Source organism: Brevundimonas sp. (assembly GCF_035626975.1).
Taxonomy (GTDB): Bacteria; Pseudomonadota; Alphaproteobacteria; order Caulobacterales; family Caulobacteraceae; genus Brevundimonas.
On sequence record NZ_DASPMQ010000037.1, the window covers coordinates 1 to 25,490 of the forward strand.

Annotated in this window: 28 protein-coding genes and 1 tRNA gene; 21 read left to right on the forward strand and 8 right to left on the reverse strand. The window is 66.3% G+C overall.

What is annotated here, in order from left to right:
* Nucleotides 1-720: acyl-CoA dehydrogenase family protein (locus tag VEB62_RS09215; protein ID WP_324798395.1), on the forward strand; the 720-nt coding region annotated here is incomplete at its 5' end.
* Here the strand turns inward: VEB62_RS09215 and VEB62_RS09220 are convergent.
* Nucleotides 706-1,218, reverse strand: a complete 513-nt coding sequence (locus VEB62_RS09220; RefSeq protein ID WP_324798398.1) for a DUF3617 domain-containing protein — start codon at nucleotides 1,216-1,218, stop codon at nucleotides 706-708. The two genes, VEB62_RS09215 and VEB62_RS09220, sit on opposite strands and share 15 nt — an antisense overlap.
* Before the next feature lie 123 nt (nucleotides 1,219-1,341).
* Here VEB62_RS09220 and VEB62_RS09225 point away from each other — a divergent pair, with 123 nt between their 5' ends.
* Nucleotides 1,342-1,524 carry a DUF3008 family protein gene (locus VEB62_RS09225; RefSeq protein ID WP_324798401.1) on the forward strand — a complete coding sequence of 61 codons (183 nt, stop codon included), beginning with the start codon at nucleotides 1,342-1,344 and terminating at the stop codon, nucleotides 1,522-1,524.
* A gap of 120 nt (nucleotides 1,525-1,644) precedes the next feature.
* Complete coding sequence (locus tag VEB62_RS09230) at nucleotides 1,645-2,346, forward strand: exopolysaccharide biosynthesis protein (protein ID WP_324798404.1); 702 nt, start codon at nucleotides 1,645-1,647, stop codon at nucleotides 2,344-2,346.
* A gap of 55 nt (nucleotides 2,347-2,401) precedes the next feature.
* Here VEB62_RS09230 and VEB62_RS09235 read toward each other — a convergent pair whose 3' ends face one another.
* Nucleotides 2,402-3,232 carry a flagellin gene (locus VEB62_RS09235; protein WP_324798653.1) on the reverse strand — a complete coding sequence of 277 codons (831 nt, stop codon included), beginning with the start codon at nucleotides 3,230-3,232 and terminating at the stop codon, nucleotides 2,402-2,404.
* Between the two features lie 288 nt (nucleotides 3,233-3,520).
* Here VEB62_RS09235 and VEB62_RS09240 point away from each other — a divergent pair, with 288 nt between their 5' ends.
* The 5 genes from VEB62_RS09240 (at nucleotide 3,521) to VEB62_RS09260 (ending at nucleotide 7,206) form a co-directional block, all read left to right on the forward strand.
* A complete protein-coding gene (locus VEB62_RS09240; RefSeq protein WP_324798406.1) occupies nucleotides 3,521-4,393 on the forward strand; it encodes an AAA family ATPase in 873 nt (290 codons plus the stop codon).
* A 102-nt stretch (nucleotides 4,394-4,495) separates the two neighbouring features.
* The gene (locus VEB62_RS09245; RefSeq protein WP_324798408.1) at nucleotides 4,496-5,332 is read left to right on the forward strand and encodes a methyltransferase type 11; all 837 of its coding nucleotides are present in this window, start codon (nucleotides 4,496-4,498) and stop codon (nucleotides 5,330-5,332) included.
* 124 nt (nucleotides 5,333-5,456) lie between these two features.
* Nucleotides 5,457-6,050, forward strand: coding sequence for a YfbR-like 5'-deoxynucleotidase (locus tag VEB62_RS09250; RefSeq protein WP_324798410.1), 594 nt, complete (start codon nucleotides 5,457-5,459; stop codon nucleotides 6,048-6,050).
* A gap of 2 nt (nucleotides 6,051-6,052) precedes the next feature.
* The gene (locus tag VEB62_RS09255) at nucleotides 6,053-6,994 is read left to right on the forward strand and encodes an NUDIX hydrolase (protein WP_324798412.1); all 942 of its coding nucleotides are present in this window, start codon (nucleotides 6,053-6,055) and stop codon (nucleotides 6,992-6,994) included.
* Between the two features lie 122 nt (nucleotides 6,995-7,116).
* A tRNA-Ser gene (locus VEB62_RS09260) sits at nucleotides 7,117-7,206 on the forward strand.
* A 257-nt stretch (nucleotides 7,207-7,463) separates the two neighbouring features.
* On the opposite strand, the gene VEB62_RS09265 is transcribed toward VEB62_RS09260, so the two are convergent.
* The gene (locus VEB62_RS09265) at nucleotides 7,464-8,513 is read right to left on the reverse strand and encodes a LysR family transcriptional regulator (protein WP_324798415.1); all 1,050 of its coding nucleotides are present in this window, start codon (nucleotides 8,511-8,513) and stop codon (nucleotides 7,464-7,466) included.
* Nucleotides 8,514-8,535: 22 nt separating this feature from the next.
* Here VEB62_RS09265 and VEB62_RS09270 point away from each other — a divergent pair, with 22 nt between their 5' ends.
* The 13 genes from VEB62_RS09270 (at nucleotide 8,536) to VEB62_RS09330 (ending at nucleotide 18,143) form a co-directional block, all read left to right on the forward strand.
* Entirely contained in the window at nucleotides 8,536-9,300 is a 765-nt protein-coding gene (locus VEB62_RS09270; protein WP_324798418.1) for a type 1 glutamine amidotransferase domain-containing protein, read from the forward strand.
* A 57-nt stretch (nucleotides 9,301-9,357) separates the two neighbouring features.
* Complete coding sequence (locus VEB62_RS09275) at nucleotides 9,358-10,149, forward strand: SDR family NAD(P)-dependent oxidoreductase (protein WP_324798421.1); 792 nt, start codon at nucleotides 9,358-9,360, stop codon at nucleotides 10,147-10,149.
* 131 nt (nucleotides 10,150-10,280) lie between these two features.
* The gene (locus VEB62_RS09280) at nucleotides 10,281-11,150 is read left to right on the forward strand and encodes a dihydrodipicolinate synthase family protein (protein ID WP_324798425.1); all 870 of its coding nucleotides are present in this window, start codon (nucleotides 10,281-10,283) and stop codon (nucleotides 11,148-11,150) included.
* A 507-nt stretch (nucleotides 11,151-11,657) separates the two neighbouring features.
* Nucleotides 11,658-11,945, forward strand: a complete 288-nt coding sequence (locus VEB62_RS09285; RefSeq protein ID WP_324798427.1) for a RebB family R body protein — start codon at nucleotides 11,658-11,660, stop codon at nucleotides 11,943-11,945.
* Nucleotides 11,946-12,024: 79 nt separating this feature from the next.
* The gene (locus tag VEB62_RS09290; RefSeq protein ID WP_324798429.1) at nucleotides 12,025-12,294 is read left to right on the forward strand and encodes a RebB family R body protein; all 270 of its coding nucleotides are present in this window, start codon (nucleotides 12,025-12,027) and stop codon (nucleotides 12,292-12,294) included.
* A 72-nt stretch (nucleotides 12,295-12,366) separates the two neighbouring features.
* Nucleotides 12,367-12,636 (forward strand): RebB family R body protein, encoded by a 270-nt coding sequence (locus tag VEB62_RS09295; protein ID WP_324798432.1) that lies wholly within the window; start codon nucleotides 12,367-12,369, stop codon nucleotides 12,634-12,636.
* 70 nt (nucleotides 12,637-12,706) lie between these two features.
* Nucleotides 12,707-12,979 (forward strand): RebB family R body protein, encoded by a 273-nt coding sequence (locus VEB62_RS09300; RefSeq protein WP_324798435.1) that lies wholly within the window; start codon nucleotides 12,707-12,709, stop codon nucleotides 12,977-12,979.
* Between the two features lie 88 nt (nucleotides 12,980-13,067).
* Nucleotides 13,068-13,292 (forward strand): RebB family R body protein, encoded by a 225-nt coding sequence (locus tag VEB62_RS09305; RefSeq protein ID WP_324798438.1) that lies wholly within the window; start codon nucleotides 13,068-13,070, stop codon nucleotides 13,290-13,292.
* A 5-nt stretch (nucleotides 13,293-13,297) separates the two neighbouring features.
* Entirely contained in the window at nucleotides 13,298-14,161 is an 864-nt protein-coding gene (locus VEB62_RS09310) for a RebB family R body protein (RefSeq protein WP_324798441.1), read from the forward strand.
* Nucleotides 14,162-14,170: 9 nt separating this feature from the next.
* The gene (locus VEB62_RS09315) at nucleotides 14,171-14,524 is read left to right on the forward strand and encodes a hypothetical protein (RefSeq protein ID WP_324798444.1); all 354 of its coding nucleotides are present in this window, start codon (nucleotides 14,171-14,173) and stop codon (nucleotides 14,522-14,524) included.
* 10 nt (nucleotides 14,525-14,534) lie between these two features.
* Nucleotides 14,535-15,620, forward strand: coding sequence for a hypothetical protein (locus VEB62_RS09320; RefSeq protein WP_324798447.1), 1,086 nt, complete (start codon nucleotides 14,535-14,537; stop codon nucleotides 15,618-15,620).
* Nucleotides 15,621-15,697: 77 nt separating this feature from the next.
* Nucleotides 15,698-16,000, forward strand: coding sequence for a hypothetical protein (locus tag VEB62_RS09325; protein WP_324798450.1), 303 nt, complete (start codon nucleotides 15,698-15,700; stop codon nucleotides 15,998-16,000).
* Between the two features lie 49 nt (nucleotides 16,001-16,049).
* On the forward strand, nucleotides 16,050-18,143 hold the full coding sequence (locus tag VEB62_RS09330) for an alkaline phosphatase family protein (protein ID WP_324798452.1): 2,094 nt from the start codon (nucleotides 16,050-16,052) through the stop codon (nucleotides 18,141-18,143).
* A 7-nt stretch (nucleotides 18,144-18,150) separates the two neighbouring features.
* Here VEB62_RS09330 and VEB62_RS09335 read toward each other — a convergent pair whose 3' ends face one another.
* From VEB62_RS09335 to VEB62_RS09355, 5 genes are all read right to left on the reverse strand, one after another.
* Nucleotides 18,151-19,782, reverse strand: a complete 1,632-nt coding sequence (locus tag VEB62_RS09335) for a helix-turn-helix domain-containing protein (protein WP_324798455.1) — start codon at nucleotides 19,780-19,782, stop codon at nucleotides 18,151-18,153.
* 484 nt (nucleotides 19,783-20,266) lie between these two features.
* On the reverse strand, nucleotides 20,267-23,434 hold the full coding sequence (locus VEB62_RS09340; protein WP_324798458.1) for a TonB-dependent receptor: 3,168 nt from the start codon (nucleotides 23,432-23,434) through the stop codon (nucleotides 20,267-20,269).
* Between the two features lie 208 nt (nucleotides 23,435-23,642).
* Entirely contained in the window at nucleotides 23,643-24,044 is a 402-nt protein-coding gene (locus VEB62_RS09345; RefSeq protein ID WP_324798462.1) for a MarR family winged helix-turn-helix transcriptional regulator, read from the reverse strand.
* Nucleotides 24,045-24,087: 43 nt separating this feature from the next.
* Nucleotides 24,088-24,327 (reverse strand): hypothetical protein, encoded by a 240-nt coding sequence (locus tag VEB62_RS09350; RefSeq protein WP_324798464.1) that lies wholly within the window; start codon nucleotides 24,325-24,327, stop codon nucleotides 24,088-24,090.
* Between the two features lie 372 nt (nucleotides 24,328-24,699).
* Nucleotides 24,700-25,488, reverse strand: coding sequence for a LytR/AlgR family response regulator transcription factor (locus tag VEB62_RS09355; protein ID WP_324798467.1), 789 nt, complete (start codon nucleotides 25,486-25,488; stop codon nucleotides 24,700-24,702).
* Nucleotides 25,489-25,490: the final 2 nt, after the last annotated feature.

Consider the following 25,490-nt stretch of genomic DNA (forward strand, 5'->3'; position numbering starts at 1 on the left):
GAGAAGAGTGGCAACGGCTATCGCCTCAACGGCACCAAATTCTGGATCACCAACGGTTCGGAGGCCGAGACGCTCGTCGTCTATGCCAAGACCGACCCCGAGGCAGGCAGCCGCGGCATCACCGCGTTCATCATCGAAAAGGACATGGACGGCTTCTCGGTCGGCCAGAAGGTCGACAAGCTCGGAATCCGCGGCTCGCCGACCGCCGAGCTGGTGTTCGAGGACTGCTTCGTCCCGCCCGAAAATGTCATGGGCGAGGAAAATGAGGGCGTCGCCGTCCTGATGAGCGGCCTCGACTACGAACGCACGATCCTCGCCGGGATGCAGGTCGGGATCATGCAGGCCTGCCTCGACGTCGTCCTGCCCTACGTCCGCGAGCGCAAGCAGTTCGGCAAGGCCATCGGCAGCTTCCAGCTGATGCAGGCCAAGGTCGCCGACATGTACGTGGCTCTGAACTCGGCCCGCGCCTACGTCTATGCCGTGGCCCGAGCCTGCGACCAGGGCAAGACCACCCGCTACGACGCGGCCGGCGCGATCCTGCTGGCGTCCGAAAACGCCGTGAAGGTCAGCCTGGAGGCCGTGCAGGCCCTGGGCGGGGCGGGCTACACCAAGGAATGGCCGGTGGAGCGTCTGGTGCGGGACGCCAAATTGTATGACATCGGCGCCGGGACCAACGAGATCCGACGGTTCCTGATCGGGCGGGAACTACTGGGGAGCTGACTCCGCCGGGCAGTCACCCAGTCGTTCGGCGGTCATGACCATGGTGATCTCGGCCATCGACGGGGTCGGAGGCGGCGTCACCGTGCTCTTCACCTCCATCGTATAGTTGCGGGTGAAGTCGCCGGACGCCCGGGTGTCGGTGACGGTGCGCACGCCGTCGGCCGAGGTGCAGACCATGTGGCCGACCACGGCGTCGCCCTCACGGCGAAACGACTGCTGTTCACACGACATGCCGGGAGACTGCGGCGTCGCACCCTGGGGCGCCTCGAACTTCGCCTCGCGGATACAGGTCTCGACCGTCGGCGCTTCCATACCGGCCGGCATGCCGGTCATCCGGGTGGTCACACGCCACAGTCCGGGGGTCGGTCCGGCCGGCAGGCCCGCCGCGGACCCGGCCGTCGTTGCCGCCGATTTCCCGTCGGTCGACGTGTCTTCGCCCTGGCCACAGGCGGCGAGCGTCAGGACCGCAAGGCCTGACACGAGAGTGATGATCCGCATATCGATCCTCCGCCCAAGCCTGTCTCCTAGCACATTCGCCTGTTCGGCAGAACCGCGTTCCGGCCGGCCCGGGAACTCGGGTGGACCGGCGCGGGTTCGTGGGAGATCAGAGGAGACACCGCCATGCCCGCCAAATCCGCCGCACAACAGAAGGCCGCCGGCGCCGCCCTCTCCGCCAAGCGCGGCGAGACCCCCAGGTCCGAGTTGAAGGGCGCCTCGAAGTCGATGCTGTCGATGAGCAAGAAGCAGCTGGAGGAGTTCGCCCACACCAAACGCAAGGGCAAACCCGAGCACGTCAAACATTAGACGCTGACGGGGGCAGGCTATCTCGCGACCGGCGGCCGATCGGCGGCTCGCGCGGGCGCATGGATGTTTGTTAAGTGGCGCGCCGCCACGGTCACGCCTAGATCGGAAAAACCCCGTCGCGTGAGTCCCGCAGCCGCCATGCCCGACTACGATTACCAGAGCGACACCCGGCCCTTCTCGCAGGTGCTGCAGGATATCGGGGCCAGGGACGATCCGAAGCTGTACCTCGGCGAACTGGTGAACGCCTTTGGCGAGCGCGGCTTCGGCGCGCTGATGCTGCTTTTCGGCCTGATGAACATCGCCATCGGCATCATTCCGGGAACGACGACGATCCTCGGCGCACCGCTGTTGCTGTTGGGCCTGCAGCTGGCGACCCGGCAGGACCAGCTGTGGCTGCCAAAATGGGCGTTGCGTCGCTGGATCGACCGGGAGGCCTACCGGAACGGTCTGGAGACGGTGCTGCCGCGGTTCAGGAAAATGGAGCGGTTATCCAGGCCTCGCCTGTCGGTCATGACCAGCCCCGTGTCGGAGGTGCTGATCGGGATCGCCACCTTCCTGCTCGCCTTCATCCTCGTCCTGCCGATCTGGGGCGGCAACCTGATCCCGGCCCTGATCATCTCGACCTTTGGTTTCGGCCTGCTGCAGCGGGACGGACTGGCTGTCCTGCTCGCCTGGAGCGCTGTCGCCCTGATCGGCCTCGCGGGACTCGTCATCTGGCTGGCCTGGCAATGGGTGTCGCCCTACCTGCTGCCTGTGTGGGACTGGCTTCACAGCTTCCCGGCGCATGCCTGGGCCTGGCTTGCGGGACTGTTCGGCGGCTGAACGCACGAGGCGCCGGAGGGCGAACCCCCCGGCGCCTGCGAGAACCGGATAACAATCAGCTGCGGAACAGCGACATCACCAGCTGCGGAGTCTGGTTGGCGATGCCCAGCGCCTGAATTCCGAGCTGCTGCTTCGTCTGCAGAGCCTGGAGCTTGGCGCTTTCCTTCGCCAGGTCGGCGTCGACCAGATTGCCCACTCCCGATTCCAGAGCGTCCGACAGCTTGCCGACGAACGTCAGGTGGGTCGAGAGCGCCTTCGACTTGGTGCCCAGCCGCGCGAGCGAAGCCGAAACCTTGTCGATGGAGTTGGAGACGGCCGTAAGTGAAGCCGTCGCCTTGGTCAGGGTGTCGATCGCCTGCGTGGTCGCGACCGACACGTTCGCGCCGCCCAGAGCCAGAACCTCGGCGCCAACCGTGAGGCTGGACGTGCCCTGCGCATTGGCCAGGGCCTGGAAACCCGTCGCGCCGGTCTTCAGCAGGTTGACCCCGTTGAATTCGGCGTTTCCGGTGACCGAGGCGATCTGGTCGCGCAGAGCCTTGAAATCCTCGTTCAGGGCCGCGCGGGCCGATGTTTTCAGCGACGCATCCGTCGCCGCCAGGGCCTTCTCCTTCATCTGGAGCAAGAGGTCGGAGACCGTCTCGCCCGCCGCCAGCGCCACATCGACCGAAGCGATGCCCCGGTCGAGAGACTGTTTCACCGCGCTCAGCGCCCCGATGTCGGCACGTTGGCCCTGGGCGATAGCCCAGATGGCCCCGTTGTCCTTGGCGTTCGCGACAGACTTGCCGGTGTTGATCCGGTTCTGCGTGATCGCCAGCTGGGCGTTGGTCGCGTTCAGGTTCTGGAGCGCCACTTGAGCGCCCACGTTCGTGTTGACCGACATAACCATCGGCTGTCCTTCCATTCTGGTCGGTTGGGGAACGGCCTTCTGGCCGTGGAACCGGTTCTGGTTCGCGTGCGGCCACGCAAGGATCGGGCCGGAGGCGGCCGTGTCTCAACACCTTGTTTTTCAGGTATATTGTCGAGACGTCGAAGCCTGAACCCGGCAGATTTGTCCGCAAGATTCGCCGCAGGGGCCGATCCGTTCCGGGCCCCGAGACCTTCCTGCCGGGCACATGATCGTTGTTAACCCGGCATGCCTTCGCTAACCCGTTGTCAGTCAGCACCGGAGCCGTCCATGACCCGCCAGAGCGACCGGTTCGAGGGCACCTCGAACTATATCGCCACCGACGACCTGAAGATCGCGGTCAACGCCGCGGTTGCCCTCGAGCGGCCGCTGCTGATCAAGGGTGAACCGGGCACCGGCAAGACCGTGCTGGCCTATGAGATCGCTCGCGCCCTGAACGCGCCGCTCATCACCTGGCACATCAAGTCGACGACCAAGGCGCACAACGGCCTGTACGAGTACGACGCCGTCTCGCGTCTGCGCGACAGCCAGCTGGGCGAGGAACGCGTCCACGAGGTGCGCAACTATCTGAAGCCCGGCAAGCTGTGGGAGGCCTTCACCTCCTCCGTCAGGCCCGTGCTGCTGATCGACGAGATCGACAAGGCCGACATCGAATTCCCCAACGACCTGCTGCAGGAACTCGATCGCATGGAGTTCTTCGTCCAGGAGACCGGTGAGACCGTCCGGGCCGAGGTCCGACCGATCGTGGTCATCACCTCGAACAACGAGAAGGAGTTGCCCGACGCTTTCCTGCGCCGTTGCTTCTTCCACTACATCCGCTTCCCCGACGACGAGACGATGAAGGCGATCGTCGAGGTGCATTTCCCGGGCATCAAGCCGCGGCTGGTCTCAGAGGCGCTCAAGACCTTCTATGAGATTCGCGACACCCCCGGCCTGAAGAAAAAACCGTCGACGTCGGAGTTGCTGGACTGGCTGAAGCTGCTGCTGGTCGACGATATCGACGCGGAGACCCTGCGCGAGAAGACCCCGAACAAACTGATCCCGCCCCTGCACGGGGCCCTGCTGAAGAACGAGCAGGACGTTCATCTGTTCGAGCGGCTGGCCTTCCTGAACCGGCGCGAGGGCGTCCGGCCCGGCGCCTGAACACACCGGCGGACAGGTTTCGTCACGCCGATTACCGCGATTTCACTGGATTCCCGAGGGTTGGAGCGCAGGATGAAGGCGACAAGGACCGATACCATGCCCATGCGTCGCCTGATGATTCCCGCCCTGTGCCTCGCGGCTCTGACCGCGGCGTGCGACGGCGATTCTGTGCGCATCTCGTCGACCCACACCGACAATCCGGACGCGAAGGGCGCCCTGAAGGTCGTCGAGACCCTCCAGTGCCCGCGGACCATGGGATCCCTGACCCGCAAGGGCTCGGCCTCGGCCGAGGGCACCATCTGCACCTACGCCGGCCCGCGCGGGGCCGAGGTCAGCCTGCATCTTGTCAAGCTGGACGGGGCCCCGGCGGCCGACGTCTTGAAGGCATTCGAAGACCGCCTGTCGACGAGTCTGCCGCAGGCGGTGGCCCAGCTCAGGGCCGCGGCCGACAAGGGCGCGGCGGATGCGGCGGCGGCAGCGGCGAAGGACGCCGCGACGACCGCCGACCGCGCCTCGGTCCGCGCGCCGGGCGTCGACATCCAGGCCGAGGGCGATGACGCCACGGTCCGCATGCCCGGCCTGCACATCGAATCCAGAGGCGACGAGGCCAGCGTCCGTATCGGCGGCTTCCACATCGACTCCAGCGACGGCGAGGGCTCAGCCAACATCGAGGTTTCGCAGGACGGCGACAACGTCAGCGTCCAGGCCCATCAGGACGCCGCCGAAATCCGCACCAGCGCCGGCCGCGGGGCCACCCGGGCCAGCTGGATTCTGACCGACAACCGGCCGTCGGAGGCCGGCTGGCGGCTGGTCGGCTATGAGGCGCGCGGCCCCGCCGGCGGCCCGATCGTCGTCGCCACGGTGCGTTCGCGCGACCGCGACCGCGGCAGCGTGTTCGAGGACGCCAAGGACCTGGTCGCCCTCAACGTCGGCGAATAAGCCGCCTCAGGCTTGATCGCGGCGGCGGGATGCGTCACCTGACCTGCCCAGCAAGCAGGATAGTCGATTGGCCGTCACGCCCCGTACTCCGTCGTCGAAAAACGCTCCGCGTGCGTGGCAGCGAATGCTCTCAGGCCGCCGGCTTGATCTGCTGGACCCGTCTCCGTTCGACATCGAGATCGAGGACATCGCCCACGGCCTGGCCCGCGTGGCCCGTTGGAACGGCCAGACCATAGGCGAGCACGCCTTCTCGGTGGCCCAGCACAGCTGCGTCGTCGAGGAGATCGCCGCCCACATCAAGCCCGGGCTGGAGCCGAAATGGCGGCTGGCGGCGCTGCTGCATGACGCCTCGGAATATGTCATCGGCGATATGATCTCGCCCTTCAAGGCGGCGCTCGGCGTCAGCTACAAGGATTTTGAAGCGCGGCTCGAACACGCCATCCATATCCGTTTCGGCCTGCCCGCCAAGACGCCCCTGGCGATCAAGAAGCTGATCAAGGAGGCGGACAAGGCCTGCGCCTATTTCGAGGCGACCCAGCTGGCCGGCTTCACCCGGGCCGAGGCGCTCGGTTTCTTCGGCAAGCCGCCGGCCGGTTATGACCTGATCATCGATCCCCTGCCCGCGCCCGTCGCCCAGCAGCGCTATCTGGAGCGCTACCGGGTCCTGGCCGAGGCGGTCGGCCTGGTCCCCGCCCCCGACGCCTGGCATACGGAATAGGCATGGCGCTTCCGGCGGAACAGGGCGTTCGGATCGGCCTGTCGGCGGTCGTCATCGCGCTCCGCGACCGCAAGGCCTGCGTTCTGACCACCCCCGGCGACGACGGCGAGCTGGCCCTGCCCTTCGGCCCGTTCGATCCCGCGCGCGACCGCACGTTCGAGCTGGCCCTGCGCACCTTCGTGACCGCGCAGACGGGCTTTCGCCTCGGCTTCGTCGAGCAGCTCTACACCTTCGGCGACCTTGGCCGCGCCAGTCCCCGCGCCACGCCGGGGCCGGAGCGCCATCGCGAGGTCTCGGTCGGTTATCTCGCGCTCACCGCCGACGCGGCCGAGGCGCCGCTGGCCGAGGCGCGCTGGACGCCGGTGCTGGACATCTTCCCCTGGGAGGACCGCCGCGACGGCGCCGCAGCCTGCCTCGGGCCCCTGCTCGACGGACTGACGGCCTGGGCCGCGGGCGACCCCCGACGGCAGGCGCGGGTCGACACCCTGTTCGCCCCCGTTCCGCCGCACCGCTGGAACGAAGGCCGGGTTCTGGAGCGGTATGAACTGCTCTATGAAGCCGGCCTCGTCGCCGAAGCCGCCCGCGACCGCGACCAGGGCATCCCGCCGGACGCGCCCGGTCGGGCCATGGCCTCGGACCACCGCCGCATCCTGGCGACCGGCCTCGGCCGGTTGCGCAGCAAGCTGAAATACCGTCCGGTGCTGTTCGACCTGATGCCGCCGACCTTTACCCTGTCCGAACTGCAGGCCGCCGCCGAAGCGGTCGCGGGACTGTCGCTGCACAAGCAGAATTTCCGCCGTGGCGTCGAGCGGACCGGGCTCGTGGAGCCCACCGGCCGACTGTCCGCCGCCACCGGCGGCCGTCCCGCCGAACTGTTTCGCACCATCGACGGCGACCTGTCCGCCGCCGATACGCTCGGTCTCCCCCTGCCGGCTCAACGCTGAAAAAACCACCGCCCTGTCCGGCGTCGAAATGAAGCGGCCAGGCGGGTCCGGAAGGGCTTGCGGCCCGGGCCGCGCCCCATTAGAGAAGCCGCTCGCTCGACCAAAGCGTCTATCGGCCCCGCGGAGAGGTGGCAGAGTGGTCGAATGTACCGCACTCGAAATGCGGCGTGCCTTTACGGGTACCGTGGGTTCGAATCCCACCCTCTCCGCCACCGATTTACCATAGGTAAATCAATAACTTAACGGCATGGCGGCGCCCCGCCAAACTCCACCTCTTGCGGGCCCGGAATGCTGCGATCGTGCGGTGCGGCCGGTCCCCTTCGAGCCTGACCATATGGGCTGGTCTGCTATCGACTCAGCTATGCTCCTGGCGCTTCTGACGCCCTTTGGCTGGCCGCTCCGGTTGCCAGACCGCCCCGCTCCTGAGCCGTGCTTCTCGGCCGGGTCGCGGCGGTCCGGCTGCCCGGCCTTACGCAGACGCCGCGTCTTCGGCGGCTGCAGGCCGTCTTCGCTGTTCATCGTCATGCCGCTCGGCGGCTGTAGTCGCCGCATGATGTAGGTGATCGATCAGCGCCCGAACCGGCGAGGATAGTCGCCGGTGATGCGCATGAACCAGGGAGAAGGGGCGGGACCGGCCTTCCAAATCAGGCAGTACCTCGACCAGCCGTCCTTGCCGCAGCGCGGCGGAGACGACGAAATCGTAGGTCTGACAGAGTCCGAGGCCGCGCTCGGCCAGGGAAACGACGCCCAGCACGTCGTCAGCAACGGTCAGAGAGCCCTGCGGCGTCCAGTCGATGTCGCGCCCGCCCTCGCGAAGCAGCCAGGTTCCGACCTTCCCGGTGCTGGGCATGAGGAAGCCGAGGCAGGCGTGATGGTTCAGATCGTCCAGCCTTTGCGGCGTTCCCGCTCGCGCCAGATAGTCCGGTGAAGCGACGAGGCGAACAGGCGCATCCTCCAGCTTGCGTGCGCGCAGATTGCTGTCGGGCAGGACGCCCAGCCGGATCGCGAGATCGAAGCCCTCAGAGACCAGGTCCACATTGCGGTTGGCGATGCTGACCTCGATCCGGACGCCGGGGTGGTGACGGACGAAGGGGGCAAGCAGATCCGGCAGACGGTAATGGCCGTAGGTGGTGCTGACGCTCAGGCGCACCTGGCCGCGCAGATCTCCCCCTTCGCCGTGAAGATCGCGTTCGGCGTCCTCGAGCAAGGCGAAGGCCGCTCGCGCCTGATCCAGATAGAGGCGGCCCGCGTCCGTGAGGCCGAGGCTGCGCGTCGTGCGGCGCAGAAGCTGAACGCCCAGCCGGCCTTCGAGCCGGGCGATTCCGCGGCTCACGACGGAGGGAGTGGTTCCCAGCTGGACGGCCGCTGCGGTCAGAGAGCCCCGCTCCACCGCGGCCAGAAGCAGTTCGACATCGTCCAGATGATCAAATCGTCGCGTCACTATTGCCCGTTTCGCAAAAGAGATGTGCCAGAAGTCGGATTTATTGCGTCGAGCGGACGTAATAAATGACCGGCTCATTGTCCAGCAAGGAGCCTTTCCCATGAGCGCACTGATCTTCGCTGCGGCCCTCGGCCTTTCCGCCGCGGCCTCCGGCCAGACCGGCCAACCGTCTTCGCCGACGCAGGTCAAGCCGGTCCTCATCGTCGTCACCAGTCATGGCGAGAAGGGCCCCGGGGGTGATCCGACCGGCTACTATCTGGGCGAGGTCACCCATCCGCTGGCGGTGTTCGAGGCGGCGGACATCCCCGTGGAGTTCGCGTCGATCCAGGGCGGAGAGCCTCCGGTGGACGGGCTGGAACTCGGGGATCCGGTGAACGCGCGCTACTGGAACGACGAGGGGTTCCGTCGATCCATGCGTACGACGATGAGGCTCGCCGATGTCGACGCCGGCCGCTACTCGGCGGTGTTCTTCGCTGGCGGCCACGGCGCGATGTGGGACTTCCCTGACAGCCCTGCGGTCCAGTCGGTGGCCCGGGAGGTCTACGAACAGGGCGGCGTGGTCGCGGCGGTTTGCCATGGGCCGGCGGCGCTGGTGAACGTGCGCCTGAGCACCGGCGCCTGGCTGGTCGCCGGCAAGCAGGTCAGCGCCTTCACCGACTCCGAAGAGCGCGCCGTCGGCCTGGATGAGACCGTGCCCTTCCTACTGGCCTCGACACTGACCGAACGGGGCGCGCTGCATCAGCCCGCCGCCGACTGGACGGCCAGGGTGGTCGTCGATGGCCGGCTGGTCACCGGCCAGAATCCCCAGTCCGCCAGCGGTGTTGGTGAGCAGGTTCGCGACCTGCTGCTCCAGACCGGGCGCTGACACCGACCGAACCGATCATCGCCCGCTGTGGGCGCGCACGACGACAGGGATGTAACGATGGATCTTCAAATTCAGGGAAAGACGGCGCTGGTGACGGGTTCGACCGCCGGCATCGGGCTGGCGATCGGCCGCAGACTCGCCGCCGAAGGCGCACACGTGGTGCTGACGGGGCGTGACCCCGACAAACTGCAGCAGGCGGTGGAAGACCTGCGGACGTCAACCGGATCCGAGATTTCCGGGGTCGTCGCCGACATGGCTACCGCAGAAGGCGCCGAGACCGTGCTGGCGCACGTCCCCGAGGTCGACATCCTGGTCAACAACCTGGGCATCTATGAAAGCAAGGCGTTCGAGGAGATCACGGACGCTGACTGGCTTCGCTACTTCGAGGTCAACGTGATGAGCGGTGTGCGTCTGGCGCGTGGCTATTTCCCGGCGATGCTGGCTTCGGGCTCCGGGCGCATCATCTTCATCTCCAGCGAGACCGGCCTGGCGGTGGATCCGGGCATGATCCACTACGCCATGACCAAGACCGCCCAGTTGTCGATCGCCCGAGGCATGGCCGTCCTGACGCGAGGAACCGGCGTGACTGTCAATTCGGTGCTGCCGGGGCCGACGCGGTCCGAGGGCATCGTCGACTATCTGCGCAGCATCGCCAGCAAGCCGGACGCTTCGGCGGAAGAGGCGGAAGCCGAGTTCTTTGCCGGAGCCCGGTCCGGTTCGCTCCTGCAGCGGATGATCGAGGCCGACGAGATCGCGAGTCTCGTCGCTTACCTGGTCAGCCCACTGGCTGCGGCGACCAATGGCGCGGCCGTGCGGGTCGAGGGCGGCCTCATCAACTCGCTGGCTTGACGATTCCGGATAGGGGGTACCCAGGTTCCACAATGGGTCGAGAGCGGACGGTCCGCTGTGGGCGCCCATTCGATACAATCAGAAGCCAACGATGATTTGTCCCGGCGACACTGCGACGCTCTTTTGAAGCCATGAGCATCTTCTCTGGTCTTTCAGCCTTCCCCATCACGCCAATGACCCCAGCTGGCGAGGTCATCGCTCGGGATGTGGCGGGTCTTGTACGTCGGATTGAGGACGGAGGAGCCGACAGCGTCGGTCTGTTGGGCAGCACGGGCACTTACATGTTCCTCACCCGCGCGGAGCGACGGCGAGCCGTCGCTGCTGCGGTCGCCAGCGTCACCTCGATCCCGGTTATCGTCGGCGTTGGCGCGATGCGGACTGATGATGCGTGCGACCTTGCGCAAGACGCAGCCTCGGAGGGCGCAGCCGGTCTGCTCCTCGCTCCGGTTGGCTACACCCCCCTCAAGGAGGACGAGGTGTATGCGCATTTCGAAGCGGTGGCGTCAGCTACCAACCTCCCGTTGTGCATCTATAGCAATCCGGACACCACAAGGTTCACGTTCAGGCCTGCGTTCGTGGGTCGACTCGCCGAGATACAAACGGTTGCGGCCATCAAGCTACCGCTTCCCGCTGGCGACCTGAAAACTGACCTTGCCTCCTTCAGGGCTGCGGCCCCCGCCCTCTCGGTAGGCTACAGCGGGGATTGGGGTTGCAAGGACGCCCTTCTGGCAGGGTGCGACTGCTGGTTCAGCGTCGCAGGCGGCTTGTTTCCCGAGGCTGCGTCAGCACTGACCAGAGCCGCGATGGCTGGTAATCGGGACGAGGCGGAAAAACTGGATGCAGCCTTCGCTCCTCTTTGGGATCTGTTCCGGGCACACGGAAGCCTGCGGATCGTCCACGAAGCCGCCAGACTGATGGGCCTGACCACGGCCGAACTTCCCCGGCCTTTGCTGCGGATAGACGATAACTTGCGGACACGGGTGGCATCGGCATTGCCGTAAGGACGTCCGCGATGGGTGAAAACGGACCTTCGGCCTGGTCGCCTCGAACGTCCGCTTCCCGGCCGACGGCAATGTCCGCTCCCGGCGCGGAGTCGCCCTTCCCTACCCCGCCCGTTCCCGTCCCATTCGCGAAAGCCACGCCCGACATGACCCGAGACGGTCCTGGCAAGCACTGCTCATCGAGAAGAGTGGGCGCGGATTTCTCCTGATTGACGAATTCCGCCGTATCGGACTTTTCCGCGAAACCTGTGAAAAGGCCGCGTCATACGCCTCGGAAGAGTAATTCGCCCTGAACGCGAATAATCCGGGTCAGCCGGTTTTTGCGAATTCGTCGTCACATTCCCCACCCGAAGGCCGGACTCATGACGGCTTTTGCGGACTCTTTGAGCGGCCACGCCAATCGCGCCCGCCATCTTGGCCATACCGTCCTGTCGTCGCGGCTGCACAAGATCAGCCGCTCCAGCCGGCCGGCAATCGGACCGGACGCGCCAGCAGAGAGGACCAGCGATGGCATTCCCGACCGCCGTTAACGACCAGATCACCGACTCCGTAACCCAGGCCAATGTGAAGGTTCTGGGCGACGCGCCCGCGATCGCCATGGGCAACCTGTACCAGGCCACCGCCCAGGCGCTTTCCAACGCCGCGCACAACGCCACAAACGCCCAGCAGCAGAGCTATGTCACAGCGCAGGCCGCCACCACGATGGGCGTGGCCACGCTGTATTCGCTCGACACGGCGTCCACCGGCATCGCGACGATGGATATTCTGAAGTCCAAGGTCAAAGGCCTGGGCTGACGCCCCTCCGGACGATCCGATCGCCGTCCGCAACGGGCGGCGACTTCCCGAATAACCCCACATCATCGAGGACCGCGACATGGCATTCCCGACCGCCGTCAACAGCCAGATCACTGACTCCGTCACCCAAGCCAACGTGAAGGTCCTGGGCGACGCTCCGGCGATCGCCATGGGCAATTTCTACCAGGCCACCGCCCAGGCGCTTTCGAACGCCGCGCACAACGCCACCAACGCCCAACAGCAGAGCTTCGTCACCAGCCAGGCCGCGACGACCATGGGAGTTGCGACCCTGTACGCGCTCGACACGGCGGCGACCGGCGTGGCGACCGCTGACATCCTGAGCAGCTGACGTCCGGACGGCCCAGGCGGAGACGCCCGGGCCCTACAGCCCCACTCGTCCTAACGCCCAGGAGCAGCGTCCATGGCCTATCCGACCTCTGTGAACGACCAGATCACCGACTCCGTCACCCAGCCGAATGTCCAGGTTCTGGGCACGGCGCCGGCGATCGCCATGGGCAACCTGTACCAGGCCACCGCTCAGGCCTTGGCGAACGCGGCGCACAACGCCACCAACGCCCAGCAGCAGATGTTCGTGATGTCCCAGGCCGCCACCAACATGGGGGTCGCCCTGCTCTACTCGCTGGACTCGGCCTCGTCCGGTCTCGCGACCAAGAAGATCCTGGGCGGCTGATCCCGCCCTTCACCCCGCCGCCCGTCCGCGGACGGCGACCTGACAACCTCCATCCACAAGGAGCAAGACAATGGCATTTCCTACCGCCCTCAACAGCCAGATCACCGACTCCATCACCCAAGCCAACACCAAGGTCCTGGGCGACGCGCCGGCCATGGCGATGGGCAATCTGTTCATCACCACCAGCCAGGCGCTGGGCAACGCCGCCCACAACGCCACCAACAACCAGCAGCAGTCCTACGTGACCATGCAGGCGGCGACGTCCCAGGGCGTCTGCACCCTGCTGTCGGTGGACACCGGGTCGGCGGGCGTCGCCACCTCGGACATCTACCGCGCCTACTGACGACCTTGCCGGGGACGGTGCGCCGTTCGCGCGCCGTCCCCGGCATCCGCCCACCCGCCGACCGGAGTTCAGACACAGGAGCAGGTGAGTGGCGGATACAGGCGTCGCCAATGTGATCGGGTCCGTCGGATCCGGTTCGGCGCTCTCGGTGGGGTTGGCCCCGTCGGTCGCCATGGCGATGACCTACGTGACCATGGCCGACAGCATCGGCCTGGCGATGGAGAATGCGGTCGCCAACCAGCAGCGCGGCCAGGTCATCACTAACGCCGCACTCGTGCAGGTGCTGGCGATGATCCTAACCAAGGGAGCTTGAGGCCCATGAACGACGTCACACAGGACGGCACAGTCAACAGCCGGATCGTGGATTCCGTGGCCAGCGTAGTGACGCTGAACACCGGCGAAGCGCCTTCCCAGGCCTTCGGCATGCTCGACGCCGTCATGGTGGAGAGCCTCGGGATGGCCATGCACAACGCCGTCATGCGCCAGCAGGGCTCCAGCATGGTCGGCACGGCGGCGGTGACCGCCGCCTGCGCCAAGATGCTCCAGCGCCAGACCTACTACATGCCGCCGCTCGCGCCGGACCCGCCGCCGGAAGTCGACCCGCTTCCAGGCCCCACCCCGCCTCCGACCCCGGTCGACATCGCCTACAGCGACGGAGAGGCGGCGATCAATGAACTGCGCGCCCAGGCGGCGAGCTCTGAATCCTACGCCGCCCAGGCCCGTGAGGACCTGGTGCTTCTGGCCGCCGACGCCGTGGCCCCCCTGTCCCCGCCACCGCCGCCGCCCGACCCGTTCGCGTCCGAGCTGAACGCCGGCGAGGCCGCGATCGCCGTCCTGAAAGCCGCGGTCGCCGCTGGCGGACCCAACGCCGCCCAGGCCCAGGCCGATCTGGCCCAGCTGGCCAAGGACGCCGCGGCTCCTGCCCCTCCGCCGCCGGACCCGTTCGCCGGCCCCCTCAGCGCCGGCGAGGCGGCCATCGCGACGCTGCGGGCCGCGATCGCCGCCGGCGGGCCCAACGCCGCCCAGGCCCAGGCGGATCTGGCCCAGCTGGCCAAGGACGCTGGACCGGCGGCGCCGGTGACCACGCAAGTCCTGCGCGCGCGCAAGGCCACCGCACCGCGGAAGCCATCCGCCAACCAACCCAAGGCCGGGACTACCCGTACCCGTCCGTCCCGTTCGTAAGGAGTCTCCATGCCCACGAACCCCGCTCACGTGAATCCGCAGATTATCGACGTCATCAACCACACGCACCGCGCGACGATGGCGCCGCAGATCGTCCTGACCAGCGGCGCAGGCAAGGCCTACCAGTCGGTCGCCCAATCCAGCGCCATCGCGGTGCAAGACGCCGCGGACGCGTTGCGCAACGTCTCGACCATCGCGACGACGGCGGCGGGCGTGGCCATGGCGCAGTACCTGGCCACCGGCCTGCCCAAGTACAAGGACGTGATCCAGGAGGCCCAGACCATGGTCACCGGGGCCACCCAGGACTTCAAGGCCATCGGTGAGGCCGCCGCATCGGTCCTCAAGAGCTTCCCGTCGGGCTGAGGAGCACACCATGACCATCACCGTCGCCAACCGTCCCCTCCAGGACCAGGGAGGTCTCTCCGAACGCTGCCGTCTCGTGCTTCGATTCATCGACGGGGGCGTCGAATGGCTCAACTGGGCCGTCCTCGAACCCGGCGTCGCCTACGCCTTCCCCGACGAGAGCGAGATGCTGGCCGAGATCCAGGCCGGCCTGCACGCCAACCGCTTCACGCTCCTGCGTGAGCTGAAGGTGATGATCGGGCCGGCCAAGCTGATGACGATGAACGAGGCCGAGCTTCGCATTCTCGCCCGGGCCGAGTTGAAGGAGAAGGATGTCAAGTCGACGTTCCATACCCACCGCCTGTTGCAGGCCCAGGGCATCCTCACGCAGTCGGATTTCGACAAGGGGACGGCTTATCTGAACGAGCTGGGCGTCGCGACCGACCCGATGTTCCAGTTCATGACCTACGAGGACCTGAAGACCGCCTACGAGTTGTTCAGCGACTTCGTCCGGCAGGATGACGAGGACCTGGCGATCGAGAAGGAGGCCGCGGCCTTCGGCGTCGAACAGGGCCGCACCCCGCGCGAATTCGCCGACTATTTCCGCGTCTACATCGGGCTGACCAACAAGACCGGCCTCGCCAAGACAAGCGACCGGCGCCGGCAGGCCGAGATCGCGGTGCAGGCTCTCGCGCCAAACCTGTTCGGCCAGCTGAACTGTCCGGAGGTGGATGGTCTGGTGCATCCGAAGGAAGTGGCCGAGGCGATCGAGATCTGGCTGGGCTGGGGCAATTCGGTCGGTTTCGCCCGACTATCAGCCGGGGTGCGCGAGATCGTCCTGAACACCGCCTACGCCGGCGAGACGGGTCACGCGGCTCGAGGTTTCGTCGACCACTATGTGTCGGGGTCCCAGCGCCTGCTGTCGGCGGCCCATGTGCACCGGGGCCTGATGGCCCAGGACGGCGCCACCTGCACCTTCCCGATCGAGCACCACAGCCATGAGGCCGAGGTCCAGCTCGATCCCCTGGGGATCATCAGCCTGAGCTCGTTCAAGGCCCGGCCCGACCAGGCCCCTCGCGCTCCCGGGCGCGCCAACAAGAAGGAGGACGCATCATGAGTTTCCGCAAACCCCGCAAATCTCGCCGGAGCCATACGATCATCAACCCCGGGGACCAGAACCTTGAGGACCGCGCGATGCGGGAAGCCACCCGCGCCGAGGAGCACGCCTCACGCGTCGTCCATGATGCGGAGGCCTCGATCGGGGGATCGGGACGCCGCCATCGCCCTGACAACGCCACGGACGCCATGGCGGCGGCCGAGCGCATCGTCCACCAGGCTGAGCGCACCGTGGAAGACGCGATCGCTGATGGCATGCGCCATCAGGAGCGGACGATGCATCAGGCCGAAGAGGCCATGAGGCGGGCCATCGACGAGGCGCAGCGACAAGCCACGCGCGCGGTGAAGGTCGCCGAGTACGCGGTCTCCCGGGATCAGTGACTTTTCGACGCCGCGGGCGTGAGGGCGACGGTAGGATTCTCAGATGGTGATGAAGACGCAACTCCCCGGCCAGGGGGTCAAGCACGTTGTCGTGCTGATGCTCGAGAACCGTGGGTTCGACCACATCATGGGCTGGCTGTACGACGACAAGGTCAAGCCGGCCCAGATCCTGGGCCGGGAGGGGGACGAGCGCCCGTTCCTGGGACTGTCCAGCCTCGACAAGCAGACACTGGCCGACCTGGCGAACCCCACCCCGTCGGGCGGAACACTGCCGATCAACCAGGGCGCCCGTTCGCCGAAGACCCCCGCCTACAACACCGGCGAAAGCTTCGAGCACATCATGAACCAGATGTGGACCAAGGGCCTGAAACCCGAGGCCTGGTTCAACCGGGAAGCCCGCGAGGCGCTGATCCAGAAAATGATCCAGGAAGGCCAGCCGACGATGCGCGGCTATGTCCTGGACTATAACCTCGACGTCCAGCAGCACATGAAGATCAGCCTGGGCAAGGACGATCTCAGCGAGGTGCTGGACACCTACATGCCCGAACAGCTGCCCGTGCTGAGCGGCCTGGCGCGCTACTATGCGGTGTCGGACGAATGGTACTGTTCGGTGCCCAGCCAGACCAACACCAACCGGGCTTTCTCGCTGTCCGGCACCTCGCGCGGGATGGTCAACAACAGCTTCTACGACCCCGACACCTGGAACCCCGGGGTGAAGGTCATGCGCTGGTGGGAGGGCAAGAGCCACTCCGACGAACTGCCCGTCTCGACCCGCTGCCTGTTCGAGGTGCTGGAGCAGCACAACTACGACTGGAAGGTTTATTGGCAGGACACCTGGCCGCCGAAAGTCCTGACACTGGGCATGGAGTGGCAGCACACCCGGACCATGTTCCCTCTGCTGCAGAACAAGAAATTCGACAAGAACTTCAAACAGTTCGATGCGTCGAAACCCAACAACGAGTTCTTCGAGGACTGCCGCAACGGCCGGCTGCCGGCCGTGAGCTGGATCGAGCCGAAATGGGGCGGCGGGGTCGCCTGGAACTCAAAGATGCGGGGCGTCGGCAACGACTACCACCCGGTCTCGGACACGACCGTCGGCGAAGACTTCGTCATGAACGTCTACAACGCCCTGTCCTCCCACGAGAACTGGAAGGACACCCTGTTGATCATCACCTTCGACGAGAACGGCGGTACGTACGACCATATGTTCCCGCCCCTGGCGCATCCCTCCCAAACGGACGCCTGTCCCCTGCCCGAGCCCCCCATCGTCCGCGGCGACATGGACGACGAGACCCGCACCCAGTTCGGCTTCGGCTTCGCCCAGTTCGGCGTGCGGGTGCCGACCCTTTTGATCTCGCCGCGGGTCCCGCGCGGAACGGTCTTCCGGTCCAGGGAGGACATCCCCTTCGACCATACGTCGATGATCGCCACCGTGCTGAAGATGGCCCAGATTCCGGACGACCAGTGGATGATGGGCGACCGGGTGGCGCACGCCCCGACGTTCGAGCACCTGCTCATGCCCGGGCCCGTGCCCGCCATTCCGGATCCCACGGACGCGCTGAAGGTCAGCGGGGTCCGGACTCCGGGCGACGCCCTGAACTACAACACCCAGTACATCTTCGAATACGTCGGCGATATCTGGCACGCCCAGCCGGGCCCGGTGTATCTGGCCAAATCCGCCTACGGGCGCATGTACGCCTACTCGTACCCGACCTTCACCGCGGACCCGGAGGCGGCGATCACGTTCTCGATCGCGCCGGTCGGCGGGGGCGATGTCGTCACCCCGATCCTCAACATGTCGACGGTGCGCATCAAGACCAGCGAGCGCTCGCCGCTCGGCAACAGCCTGCTGACCGTGCGCGCGGAACTGGCCGGCGTCTTCTACGATCATGATGCGACCGATCCTGGCGCGCAGTGGCAGATGCGCCTGTTGTCCAGCCGTGACCGCCGTGACGAGATCCGTGTCGACGACCTCGTCTTCTTCGTCAGCCAGCTGCAGCCGGCCATCTGGCAGAAGCTGTCGGAACAGACTCATCCCGACCCGATGCAACGCCTCCTGCCCTGGCCCAAGGACCCGACCTATGCCACGACGCGTGCCGGGGAATGGGGCCTGTGGCGGATCCGGCCCAAACCGCCGACCTGACGCCAGATCATTCCGCCGCCCGGACCAATGCGTGCTGGCGGCGGAACTCCCTGGGGTTCTGGCCCACCACCCGCTTGAAAGACTTCTCGAAGTGACTGAGGTCGGCAAAGCCGACGCTCAGCGCCACTTCGGTGATGTGGAGCCGGCTTTCACTGGCGAGAATTTCCTTGGCCTTGTGAATACGGATGCGGCCCAGAACGCCCTTGAACGGCATGTCCAGGGCGGTTCGGAACAGAAAGCTGATATGGGATTCGCTGACGTGGGCGTGCCGCGCCAGCTGGGTCAGGGTGATCGGCTCGGCGTAGTGGTCTCCGAGATACAGCAGCGCGCGGGCCAGCCCTTCATGCAGGCGGCCCAGTTCCGCCTCGTCACGATGCACCGCGCAGCGAATCCATCGTTCGCTCTCGCTCTCCGGCCGCCCCAGCCTGGCCGAGGATGGGCGGTAGATCGCGGCCAGGTCCGCATCTTCCATGATCCACGGACAGTGCAGCAGGATGTCCTCGCGCAGGATTTTGCGCCCGCCGGTCATGACCGCCAGCCGCGTGACCACCCGCTCCAACTCGTAGAGGTTCTCAGGCCAGGAATAGGTTCGGCAGACCGCGACCAGCGCCTCGGTCAGTTTGTCCTCGGTGCGAAACCCCCGGCGCTCCAGCGAGGCGCCGATCAGGGCCTCGATATCCTCGCGTCGCTCACGCAGCGGCGGCGCCGCTATCGAGAGAATGTCCAGTTCGGCAAGCAGCCCGCGGGAGAAGCTGCGGTCCGTGACCCGCTCGCGCAGATCCAGCGTCGTGGCCGCGACAATCCGTGCGTCGTTGACGGACCGCCCCACGGACCATTGATCAAGATGCGAGTGCATATGCAACGGCAACTGCCTTTGCAGGGAGCCCGGCAGCTCATCGATGCCGTTGAGAAACAGGGTGCCGCCCGCCGCCTGCTCGAACCAGTCGCCCGGCGTCCCCAAGGGTTCCGCGCAATTGATTTGTACGAAGGGACCGTCCCGGCGTCTGCCGCCGCAATGGATGATCGCCGCCAACGGCAGCTTTTCAGTGCCGAACTCTCCGGACAGCAGCACCGGCAGATCGCTGCGGGCCGCATGCTCCAGCAGGCCCTCGAGATGGCGCATGACCCGGCTCATGCCAACGAGGAGCAGCGGATGCCCCAGCCGGCGCTCGCTCCAGTCGCGCACGATGTAGCGATTGATCAGAAAACTGCAGTGGCGGGCGAAGGCCGCGAGCCAGGGCGGGGAGTTACGCCGGCGCTCCCCCTCGTTTTTCCAGGCCAGCCGCAGGTCTCCCATAGGACGGTCACCGAAGGCGAGCGGCAACCACAGCACGGCGGCGTCCAGCTCCGGCCCGGGCGCCTCAAGTTCCAGAGTCTCGAATCGATCTGCCGCATGCACCGCATCATCGATTGAGCGGATGTGCGGCCGACGGTCCGACGGGTGAACACGCCCGCCGCCGGGTTTCCAGTCGGATGTCAGCGCCCGACCGGAACGGCGGACCGTCAGAGTCTGTTGCCCGGCGACACTCAGCTCCGCCCAGACCAGATCCAACCGGCGCACCAGATCCGATATCAACGTCTCGACGAGGTCCGGCAAGGCCCCAAACGGTCGATTCAAGCGGTGGAAGAGTTCATCCACCGACACGCTCGATGTCGACCGATTTGCCGATCAGGCGCCTGACGGGGACGCTCCGGATATCTGCGCTCATGCCCCACCCCCGGCGAATGCAGGCTCGGCGACGGGTCGGACCTTTCGCGAAGAGCGTTCACCGCGATCAGATTGCCCGCCCCGAGCAGCCCCTGACATAACTAAGGATTGTGCAATAACATTAATGCCCCCTTTACGTAGGTGGCTCGTGAGGATGGTTCCCACGAGCGCTGGAGCTACTTCCGGAGACGAGTCGTCGAGTCAACGACGGCGCCGACAACGACTTTTCCAATGTAACTCAGTAATTTAACTGCGCCTTCGCAATCGGGGCGTCGAGGACGGCGTGGGCTCGCTTTTGCGCGGCGGACGCCGACCCGTCTGTACGAACGCCACGCGCCGGCGGACTCACTGACCGCAAACGACAGAAGGCCGGCGAGCTTTCGCCCGCCGGCCCCCGTCTCTTGCCGCTACGCCGTCAGAAGGTGTAGCGCAGGCCGAAGCGAACGCTCCGCGGCGCCTGGTAGCTGCGATCCATGCCGTAGAACGGAGCGCGGGCGTCCATGCGGTTGGCCCCGGTTCGGATCAGACCCTGTTCGACCACGCGGGTGGCCGTGTCGCCGTCGAAGACGTTGAACACGTCGAGCGACGCGGACAGTTTGCCCCGATCAGGGGTGTCGAGCAGCACAAGGTTGAAGTTCAGATCCAGCTGGTAGACCCAGTCGGTCTTGCCTTGCGAACCGCGCGGGGTCGGGATCGTCGAGTTCCCGGCGCCCAGCGGGCAGTACCAGCCCGACGGCGTGCCGGAGGTCGGCGCGAACGGGTCCACCGACAACGGCACCCGTCCGATACAGCCGTAATAGCGGCCGGACTGGGCGGTGAAGTTGGCGCCGATCCCGAGACGATCGGTCGGAGCCCAGGAACCGAACGCCTTGAAGGTGTGCCGGTGATGGTTTGGCAGATAGCCATGGCCGCCGAGCTGATTGGCCGCATGGTCATAGTCCTGCGTGATGGACGTATCCAGCTGGCCGATGTCCGACTTCACCGCCCCTTCGTAGTTCCCCTTGGAGTCGGCCAGGGTGTACGATCCCTGCAGCCCCCAGGTGCCGTCGAACGGGCGTTCGAAGGTGAACTCCAGCGCCTCGTAGGTGCGATCGACCTCCTGCAGGTTCATGTCCGCGGCGGTGAAGTTGATCAGCTGCGGATTGTAGGCCGGGTTGGGCGAGCCGTTCGCCAGGGTCCGGGGATCGGCCTGAAGATCCACCAGCACCGTGGCGCCGTCGCCCGGATTGATCAGGACGTAGTTGAAGTAGCTCGCGAAGTCCGTTCCATCGGCCGGCGTGTAGGTGTCGGCGCCGTCCGTGACCACGCAGGTCGCGAGATTGTTGCGGATGCAGTAGCGGGCGACGGCGTCGCCGATCTGAGTGTCCTCGATGGCGCTTTCCAGATTCCGGTTCACGTACCGCACGCCGGCGCTCCAGTCCGCGAACATGCCGTCCTCGAAGCGATGCTCATAGCCGAGGATGAGCTCGCGCTCGTACATCGGCTTCAGATCCCGCTCGGCGACCTGTTCCCTGGCGGGCGTACCGGGCGGGCTCAGGTAGTTGATGGCGTAGCGGGGGCCGAGCTGCGGCAGGCTGCCGTTCATGGCCAGGTTGCCGGCCCCGTCCCGGACCGCCTGGAAATATTCGAAGGTGTAGATCTCTCCGGATGAGGCGCGGATGGAGGTGTTGGTGGCGATAGGCAGATAGTAGTCTCCCATCGATCCATAAATCCGGTCGACGCCCTGTCCGGTTGGATCCCAGTTGAAGCCCAGGCGCGGGGCCCACTGGTCATCGATGGCCACATAACTCTGGCCGGCGCCGTTCAGGTAGTCGTACTTGTCGTTCCGCACGCCGAGCTGGACCGAGAGGTCCGGCGTGATGTCCCAGGAGTCCTGGATATACAGCGCGGTCTGCTCCGCGGTGAACGTGCCCCTGTTCGCGAATGTCTGTACGATAATACAACCGGCGGCCCCGGCCCCCGAGGCACAGGAACCGGCGGCGGCGGCGTTGTAGAACGCCCCGCCCGAATAGGCGTTGTTCGCGACGGACGTCAGCTCTTCCTTGTCCCAGCCGACGCGAACGTGGTGATCGCCCAACAGGCTGAAATAGAGGTCCGCGTCCACCCGCGTCGTCTCCCGGACGTCTCCGCCCGACAGGTTGTACAGGGCGGGCCGGCCGGCGGTCAGATAACGGGGACCGCCCGGAGCCAGATCGTCGAACACGCCGGCGAGGGATGTCGGCAGGCCGGAGTCGACGTAGGAATTTTCCTGTTTTCCATACAGGGCCGACAGGGTGAACCAGTCCGCGAACACGCCCGTGTACTTGTAGATCGACGTGAGCCCGCCCGCTTCGGAGAACACCGGATCGGCGGTCGAGGTCAGGGCGCCTGTCGCCGCCGAGAAGGTACGAACCTGCGAGGTCGTCACCGTCGTGTCGTCGATGAAGGTCGCCTCGAGCCGGTGATCCGGATTGATGACAGCGTCCAGCTTCACCGCCCAACGGGGATCGTCATAGGAAGTGACGGTTTGCGACATGGTCGCGCCGGGGGTGATGACGCCCGTTCCCGCATTGTAGGAATGGTTTCGCGTGCGTGCGCCTTCCTGCTGGACGTCACGGATGTTGTAGACGCCGAAGAAGAACAGGTGGTCGCGCCACAGCGGGCCGCCGGCGTGGATCGTGTAGTCCTTTGTCTCCGACGAGGAGAACTGGTTGAAGTTCTCGACGCCCGCGACGTTGTTGCCGCCCGGCGAATAGGACGTGTAGCGGTTGGACCGCAGGCTGTCCGGGCTGAAGAAGGCGCTGACGCCGCCAGTCCATTCGTTGCCGCCCGAGCGGGTCACGATGTTGACCACGCCCCCGGTCGCACGGCCGTATTCGGCCTGGTAGCCGCCCGTCTTGGTGTCAATCGTCTGAATGAAGTCGAACGGCAACTCACCATAGCCCAGGAAGGAACGCTGGTCCGTGACGTTCATGCCGTTGATATAATAGACGCTTTCTGCGGCTGACGTGCCGGAGAGCGACACCAGGGACTGGTTGCGGCGCGACCCCGCATTGATCGAGGCGTCGGGCGCGCTCGCGCCTGGGGAGAACAGCGTCACCGCGTTGATCGACCGGCCAGTGGGCACCCGCTCGGCGAACTCCTGGACATCGACGCTCAGTCCGGTGTCGGTCGCGTTGAAGTCGCGGATACGCTGGGCGGTCACCACGATCTCTCCCAGATCGGCGCCGTCCGGGGAGCCCACGGTGAAGTCATAGGTCGCGCCGCCCGGCGACACGGAGATCTGGTCCGAGGCGCTGCCGGCGGATGAAGTGATGTGAACCGTGTAGGCCCCCACGGCGAGCGCGGGCACGCGGAACGAGCCATCGGCGGCCGTCACCGTTTCGCGGGTCGAGCCCTGGGCCGAGGTCACCGAGACTTCCGCGCCGGCGATCGGCGCCCCGGCGCTGTCGCGCACATAGCCGGACAGAATGCCGCTGGTGTAGTCCTGCGCGCTGGCCAGCGTGGGGCTGAACAGCGTGACAGCGACAGGCGCCGCCGCCGCCATGACTCCGGCCAGCATCGTTGAAGTGATCAGCCGAACCCGGCTGTTGCGATGTCTCATATCTTCCTCCTGGCGAACCGCCCTTGCGGACGGCGTCGGTCGCGCCGCACTGCGCGGCAATGGAGGTTTCGCAGAGCTTGACCATCAATCAACTGCCTTGATTATGTAACGACAAGATCGTTTTTCTATATATCCTTTGGATCACACAATATATTATTACATGCTTGCAAGTATTTACTTTAGTGCGCGCCTCACGGATTGTGAAATGTCAGTGCCCGGGCGGACCGGCCGGATCTGAACGCTCGAACGCTTCAGCACACATCGGCGTCGCCACTCCAGACCACGAGCCCGGCCCCACCAGCCGCACGCGCGAAGAATCCGCGATCATGGCGTCGAAGACCTGACACAGGGCCCGGCCCCGGGGGGTCAGGAACACATACCGGGACCGGTTGTCGTTCGGCGCCCGGGCCAGCGTCAGCAGTCCGCGGGCGGGCGGCAACGCCCCGGGCAGGTCCCCCGGCGCAAGCTTTCGAATGGTCCGCGACGCCGTCGCTTCCGTGAAGCGACAGACCCGGGCGACGCTCGAGACGGACAGGCCCTCATGCTCGCAGACCGCCAGCATGGTCGCCAACTCGGTGAAGGTGAAGTCGCCGAACGCCTCGTCCAGCAAGCTGACGATCGCCGCGAGCGCGTTCCTTGAGGAGCGAGGCCGACTACCCGGCATGGCGGGCGCGCACGATCTCGAATTCCGATCCCAGCCTGGGGGGCGGGCCGGCCCGCGGACCCAGTCTCGGCCGCCGCGCCGTGATGCTCATTCGGGCGGCGCCGTGCCGGGCCTGCAACTCGGCGAGGACGATCTTGAGCTCACGACGGTGCGCCTCGATGACATAGGCGTCGGCCGCGTCGATCTCGATGGTCAGTACCGCCTTGATCTTGAAAGGCTTGGCTTTCAACGACTGATCTCCGTCCCGTCCGCGCGCGCCGCAACGCGTGTGGCGATTGCACAACCATCGTCGGGCGGCCGATTGGGACAGCCGCCCGACGATACCTTCCAGGACTTCGTCCCCCTATGACACGCGGAGACGAAGCCCTTCGCCCGGAGGGGGGAACCCGGGGGGCGACGGCGCCCGCAGAAGAGCACCGGCGCCCGCCGCACCAAGTCAATTTCGATCAAAAGGTACGCGCGGTCGACAAGCCCGGGACGCTGCGACGAAGCCGGATCAGACGGCGACAAACGCGGAAGACGATACAGCGCGCGCAGCCCGATCGTCGCCCTCCTGATCGGTGCTACGCCGGGCCCCGCAGCTGTTCCGGCGGCCCCGCCGTCAGGGGCGCCCGCGGGCGTTCAGCGCGTCCAGCACACGCCGGGAATAGTTGGGTCCGACCGTCACTGCCTGCCCATCCGAGAGCACCACGGCGATCTGACCCTTGCCGAGCCGTTGGATGCCCGTCACCGCGGCTGGATTGACAAAGGCCGAGCGGTGCACGCGGAGCGCCAGCGCCGGGTCGAGCCGCTCCTGCATCCGTCCCATGGTCTCCCGGAGAATGAGGCTGCGTGCGGCGGTATGCAGGATGACATAGTCGCGCGCGGCCTCGATCCACACAATCGAGGCCGTCGCCACCCTCACGACGCCATGCAGGCTTGGGACCCACAGCTCGCTTTCATACGGCGCGGGGTCGTCCACGACCCGGGTGTCCGCGCGCAGGGCGTCGACCACGCTTTCCAGTTCCTCGATGCGCGCGCCGGCGTCGCGCGCCGCCCGACGCCGGCGCGCCCGTTCGACAGCGACACGCAGCCGTTCGAAGCGGATTGGTTTCAGCAGATAGTCGGCGGCCTCGATCTCGAATGCGCTCGGCGCGAACTGTTCGTAGGCCGTGACGAACACGACTTCCGGCGCATCGTCTCCATCCAGTGTTCGCGCGACTTCCAGACCGTCACGCAACGGCATCTTGACGTCGAGGATGACCACGTCCGGACGAAGCGACCCGATCTGCGCGATCGCTTCCTCACCGTTCCGGGCAAACCCGACGATCCGGGCGTCGGCTATTTCGCGGAAGCCGACCTCCAGCCGCGCCAGGGCCAAGGGCTCATCGTCGACCAGCAGGACACGCAACG